Raw genomic sequence first — 5451 nt, 5'->3', positions numbered from 1 at the left:
CTAATGCTCATTCTTCCAACATTCGCAAGACTCAGCGTTGCGCTGTCGCTTCTCGCGTCCACTACAGTAGCCTGCGCGCGCCTGCCCGCGCCAGTGGCGGCAGCCGAGGTCGGAATGTCCGCGGGACGGCTCGGCGCGGTCGGCGACTGGATGCAGTCCCAGGTGGAATCCAAACGCGTGCCAGGGGCAGTGATGCTGATCGTGCGGAACGGCCAGGTCGCCTACTTCGAAGCTGTGGGGCAGCAGGATCCGGTGCATGGCACGCCCATGAGCAAGGACAGCATCTCCCGGATCTACTCGATGACCAAGCCCATGACTTCGGTTGTCGCCATGATGTTGGTGGAGGAAGGCAAGCTGCAGCTCGATGCACCGCTGTCGCGGTTCCTTCTCGCCTTCGCCACCATGAAGGTCGGTGTCGAGCGGAAGGACCCGGCCACTGGCGCAAAGACTCTGGAGTCGGTGGGTACCTTACGGCCGATAACCGTGCACGACCTGTTGCGGCATACTTCGGGCATCACCTACGGCGTCTTCGGCGATTCTGCGGTCGAGCGCCTGTACCGGGCCGCACAGATCGGACTCCACGGCGACTTCACGAATGCCGAACTGGCAGACCGGGTAGCGGCGCTGCCGCTGCAGAATCAGCCAGGCACGGCCTGGGAATATGGATTCTCCACCGATGTCCTGGGCCGCGTGCTGGAAGTAGTGGAAGGCCAAACCTTGGGCACCATCATGCGCAGGCGGCTCTTTGCCCCACTGGGAATGAAGGACACTGGGTTCGGCCTTCCCTGAGGCTGCTAAGCATGCCAAACTTGTCCAGCCCTTCTCCGACGACGAGGAGGTCGTGCCGGGACTCCGCATGTTTGATCCCCGCATGCCCCGGAAGTTCGAGTCGGGCGGTGCCGGCCTCGTTTCCACGGCGCAAGACTATGCCCGCTTTGCGCAGATGCTGGCCAACGGCGGCTCACTCGATGGTCGGCGCTACCTCAGCCCCCGGACAATCGAGTCCATGACTGCGGACCACGTGGCCAATGGGATCGCACCTGGATCGCTCTATCTGCCCGGAGCCGGCTATGGATTCGGACTGGGATTCGCCGTGCGTCGCACGGCCGGCGAAGCGCCCTCCGTCGGCTCGCCCGGCGAGTACAACGTAAGCAGTCTTTCATCGGCGTCTATCAAATGGCATGCTGAATGGTGATGATGTTCTCCACCTACTTCAGGAGAACATTGATGAGCGAAGCATCGCCGGAACTGAAAGTTGTCAGCGGCAACAGCAGGGGTCGCAAGCGATACGACAACGCCAGCAAGCGAGCACTGGTTGAGGCCTGTCTGCGGCCAGGGGGCCCGGCGCGCCTGTGCAACAGACGCAGACGAGAACAATGACCGAGAACCGACCCTTAGCATTCGTGGCCGTTGAGTCTATCTCAGAGGCGACGTCAGTCGATCCAACCTCCGCCTGTATGGCCGTCGCGTTGGATGTGCGATTGCCCAATGGCGTCGAACTGGATCTGAGCCAGGCGGATCTCCCAGGACTGACGATGATTGTCCAGATGCTGGGGAGGATGCCGTGTTCCGGTTCGACAGCGGGCTGAAGGTATTCCTGCATCGCGAGCCGGTGGACTTCCGGATGGGGATCAACGGGCTGTCGATTCTGGTGGAGCAGGCGATGTTGCTCAACCCGTTTGACCACTCGCTGTACGTGTTCGGCAACCGACGGTGCGACCGTATCAAGATCCTCGGCTGGGACGGTGCTGGTTTCTGGTTATTCCTCAAGCGATTGGAAGCCGAGGATCGCTTCGTGTGGCCGGACACGACCGATATCGTCACGCTCACCGTCGATTAGTTGCATTGGTTGCTGGACGGCATCGACATCGCAGTCATCAGGAAGCATCCCCAACGCATCTACGTGCGAACGAGTTGAACTCTCGGATGGGCATGTCGGTCCAACCGGCCATGCCCGTCAACGTCACGATCACTGCTGAAGAACTTGAGGAGTTGCTCGCAGAACGCGACGCAGCGCGCCAGCTTCGCCTCGAACGTGATGTACTTCGGGGTGAGTTGCGCTTGGTAAAAGCTGAACGCGAGCTGGCAGAAGAACGACTGCGTGCCTATCGGCGCGAATTGTTCGGTGCCAAGAGCGAAGCACGTGATACGGGCCAACTCGGGCTGTTCAACGAGGCCGAAGCACTCACCGCCACCGCACAGCCTGCACAGGAAGACGTGCCCGGCACGAAGATCGCCGCTCACACCCGCAACAAGCGTGGTCGCAAGTCCCTCGTCCCAAGCTGCCACGCGAAGTGGTGCGTCACGACCTGCCGGAGTCCGAACACTTCTGTGCCCACGATGGCCACGCGCTGGTCGAGATCGGCGTTGAGATCAGCGAACAACTGGACGTGCTCCCGGAACAGGTCCGTGTCATCCAGCACCAGCGCGTCAAGCGTGCCTGCCCGTGCTGCGATCTGGGCATCAAGGTCACGCCGGCGCTGCCGCGTATCATCCCCCGTGGCCTGTTCACCGAGTCGGCGCTGGCCTGGATTGCCCCGGCAAGTACCAGTTAGGCATGCCCCTGTATCGCCAAGCCGCATTGCTGCGCCGCTTCGGCGGCGCATCTCGGCCAATACCATCGCCGCCAGCATGGTGCGCGTGGGCCAGGCCGTGCAGCCGGTGATCAACCTGCTTCGCGACACGCTGCTTGATTCCGACATCATCTACGGCGACGAGACCACTCTCCAGGTCTTGAAGGAGCCAGGACGGCGACCACAGAGAGGTCTGGCTACGCTCGGCGCTGAGCAAGGTATCGTCCAAAAGCGATACCGCGAAGCCGATGGGCTGCGCATTGAGTCAGTCGACAACGGACGTAGCAGCGAACGCGGCGCCGCCGTCTATTCGGCGGTGGCTCTAGCCAACCTGAATGATCTCGATTCGGAGGCTTACCTGCGGCGTATTTGCTCGCCTCCCACTTCACCCGTGTCGCCGAACTAATGCCATGGGACAAGGTTGTACAGATCCGCTTGGACGCCGCTTGAAAGTAACCTTCCTGTCACGAACGGGTCGAGCGGTTGTCCTGGCCCATTGGAGCACTCGAGAGATTCAGGCCGTTGCCAATGACCTCGAAAAATCGCTTGGTTGGCGACACCCGCCAAAGCCGTAGATGAAAATCTGCAATCTGCCCAGCCTTCTGTGCTTGCGCCTACCGGTCTAAGCTGCCCGGTAGGCGAGCGATGAATATTAAGCCATGCATAGGTAGCATCAGGAGATTTTCAGCATCAGCCGGAAGGGAAATTGTTGGGGCAATGCGGTGATGAGGCGGCTCTTCCTGAACTCCAATATGGAGCATGTGTGGGAGCCAATAGGCGGATCACGACGAGGGTCGACGCGACATGATTTAGTAGGTCGCTTCAAAGCTCGCAGAGCAAGCTAGTCGATCGAACGGGGATTCGACCACGCCAATAACTGACGTTGTAGGACTATTCGCTTTCAGGCTGTAGAGGCGGCGCAATGTTGGGTAGGCAGTGGGAATCGAAAATACTTGACATGCTTCGTGTGAGGCGGGCGCTGCATCGATAAGAGCGAAATATCCCTGATGTTGTCCTTATGTCGCCGGAGTGCGTCAATAATAAAGCGATCACTCAATTCTTCAACGATCCCATCGGACACCCCGGAGGGGAGAAATGCGCGGCCGTACATGATAGGCGTGTTGTTGACGTATATCACCTTGCGGACACAGAGGAGCGTTCTATCCGGTGGACTAAAGATGTTTGAGGCCGAGTCCATGATCTTCTCCTTTGTGATTGAAATCAATTCCATCGTCGGTTTCCAACTCCCCACCAAGCATCAATATGTGCAGGTTGTGGAACACGAACCGGCGCCAGCATCAGTCGGCGAAACCGCCATTACAAGATCCACATTGCCAGCCATGGTCGGCATTTTGCTAGGCTGGAAACTCGTCGGACGTATCCACCGGTTGTACCCCGAGCGTGCCTGGTAGTTCAACGCGTTGAGTCTGTCCAAGCGAATCGATGTTGGCGTCGTCGCAATTGTCGGCGTCTGATATCAGCTTACGCCGGCGTGGAGATTGGCTGGGACTGGACAATGCGGGGCGAAAATATTGTGTAGGCATCAATGAATCTCGACACAACAGATCTGCGAATTCTCGATGAACTCCAGCAGAACAGCGCTCTAACGAACGTTGAACTAGCGCGCCGCGTTCATCTTTCTCCGTCGCCGTGTCTTGCTCGGGTCAAAGCCCTCGCGAGTGCCGGCGTAATACGGCGCTATGTCGCACTTGTCAGTGCTTCCGCTCTAGGCCTAGGGCTGAATGTCTTTATCTCAATTAACTTGAAATACCAAAGTAAGGACTCCTTGACAGAGTTCGAACGCCGCATCGCCGAATACGACGAAGTGATGGAGTGCTATTTAATGACAGGCGATAGCGATTATTTGATTCGGGTAGCAGTGGCCGACATGGCTGCCTTGGAGAGATTCATCCTGGAACAACTTACGCCGATTCCAGGAATCGAGAAAATTCGCTCTAGCTTCGCGCTCAAGCAGGTTCGTTATAAGACCGCACTGCCCCTACCGTTGCAGCGTTAGGTTCATCGTCGGATGTGCCCTCTCCCTTCAAGGTTGCGTTGCATGACCAGTACAGCTAGCGCCGGGGCAAAGGCTGTTGGCGTGCCACGCACCAGTAGCCGCCGGGTAATCTCTTCGGCCGACGTGCCGTCCCCCACGCGGCTGAACGCGTCGGATCGCTTGCGATTCAGTCATTCGCGCACTTGCGGAAAAGACTGATCGCCATCAAGTGGTTTCGTCAATATTTCGAGTTGCTCCTGCGCCTTGCGCTCAGGGGCTGGCGCGTCCAGCAGTTGTCGTAGGCGTTCGCGAAGCGTCTCATCCAGCGGCGGCTGCCTCTGCCATTCGCCGCGTCGGCGCCCGATCGACCAGTCGCCCACCATGGTCCGCTGCCAGCGCTCGGCTGCGCGGCCGATGAGCTTGAAGTCATCGTCTCGTTGGATGTAGCCAATTGCCTCCGTCAACTCTGCAAGCAGACCCAAGCCGGTGATTCAGCCGATCTCGCCGCCCGCCGACAGTGCTACTGCCCCCCAAAATCTCATCCCTGAGCTGCTCGTCTGCGGCCGCGATCACCCTCGCGGCCCAAGCGACGGCCCCACGCAGACTGGCGCGTCCCTCCATGACTAACATGGTTGTCCGCGAAGGTAGCATACGCAAATATCCGTCTGGAGAGCACATTTTGTGAGCGCGCTGCTCCGGGCGCCACACTGTGAAGCCGCTGGCGTCCCAGTTCCACGGCAACGCCTGCTTCCTTGCCAGTCGCGCCGACCCAACACTCGTTGGCGGCAATGTTCAATCGCCGCTACTTCAGCCACGTTGGCCTGGGGCTCTCGGTGCTTGCCGACGAGCATCGCTGACGGCCGAAGGCGACACAGATTACCA

At 59.4% G+C, this 5451-nt stretch carries 6 protein-coding genes and 1 pseudogene; 6 read left to right on the top strand and 1 reads right to left on the bottom strand.

The features are described 5' to 3' along the window. The 6 genes and pseudogenes from MKD50_RS29985 to MKD50_RS29960 form a co-directional block, all read left to right on the top strand. On the top strand, positions 1–789 hold a 789-nt coding region (locus MKD50_RS29985; protein ID WP_147298080.1), incomplete at its 5' end, for a serine hydrolase domain-containing protein. Between the two features lie 67 nt (positions 790–856). After that, positions 857–1195 (top strand): serine hydrolase, encoded by a 339-nt coding sequence (locus tag MKD50_RS29980; RefSeq protein ID WP_012354785.1) that lies wholly within the window; start codon positions 857–859, stop codon positions 1193–1195. 369 nt (positions 1196–1564) lie between these two features. Continuing rightward, positions 1565–1840, top strand: coding sequence for an IS66 family insertion sequence element accessory protein TnpB (gene tnpB / locus MKD50_RS29975; RefSeq protein WP_012354783.1), 276 nt, complete (start codon positions 1565–1567; stop codon positions 1838–1840). Between the two features lie 110 nt (positions 1841–1950). Continuing rightward, a pseudogene (locus tag MKD50_RS29970) lies at positions 1951–2760 on the top strand (transposase); the annotation flags it as partial. A gap of 991 nt (positions 2761–3751) precedes the next feature. After that, positions 3752–3985: a hypothetical protein gene (locus tag MKD50_RS29965; protein ID WP_145987456.1), complete on the top strand. Its 234-nt coding sequence runs from the start codon at positions 3752–3754 to the stop codon at positions 3983–3985. 134 nt (positions 3986–4119) lie between these two features. Next, positions 4120–4590, top strand: coding sequence for an Lrp/AsnC family transcriptional regulator (locus MKD50_RS29960; protein ID WP_012354780.1), 471 nt, complete (start codon positions 4120–4122; stop codon positions 4588–4590). 170 nt (positions 4591–4760) lie between these two features. Here the strand turns inward: MKD50_RS29960 and MKD50_RS29955 are convergent, their stop codons facing one another. Next, a complete protein-coding gene (locus MKD50_RS29955) occupies positions 4761–5051 on the bottom strand; it encodes a hypothetical protein (RefSeq protein WP_018003654.1) in 291 nt (96 codons plus the stop codon). Between the last annotated feature and the right edge of the window lie 400 nt (positions 5052–5451).

Source organism: Cupriavidus mimosae, assembly GCF_023952485.1.
GTDB lineage: Bacteria > Pseudomonadota > Gammaproteobacteria > Burkholderiales > Burkholderiaceae > Cupriavidus > Cupriavidus taiwanensis_C.
This window is presented reverse-complemented; position numbering and strand designations above follow the sequence as displayed.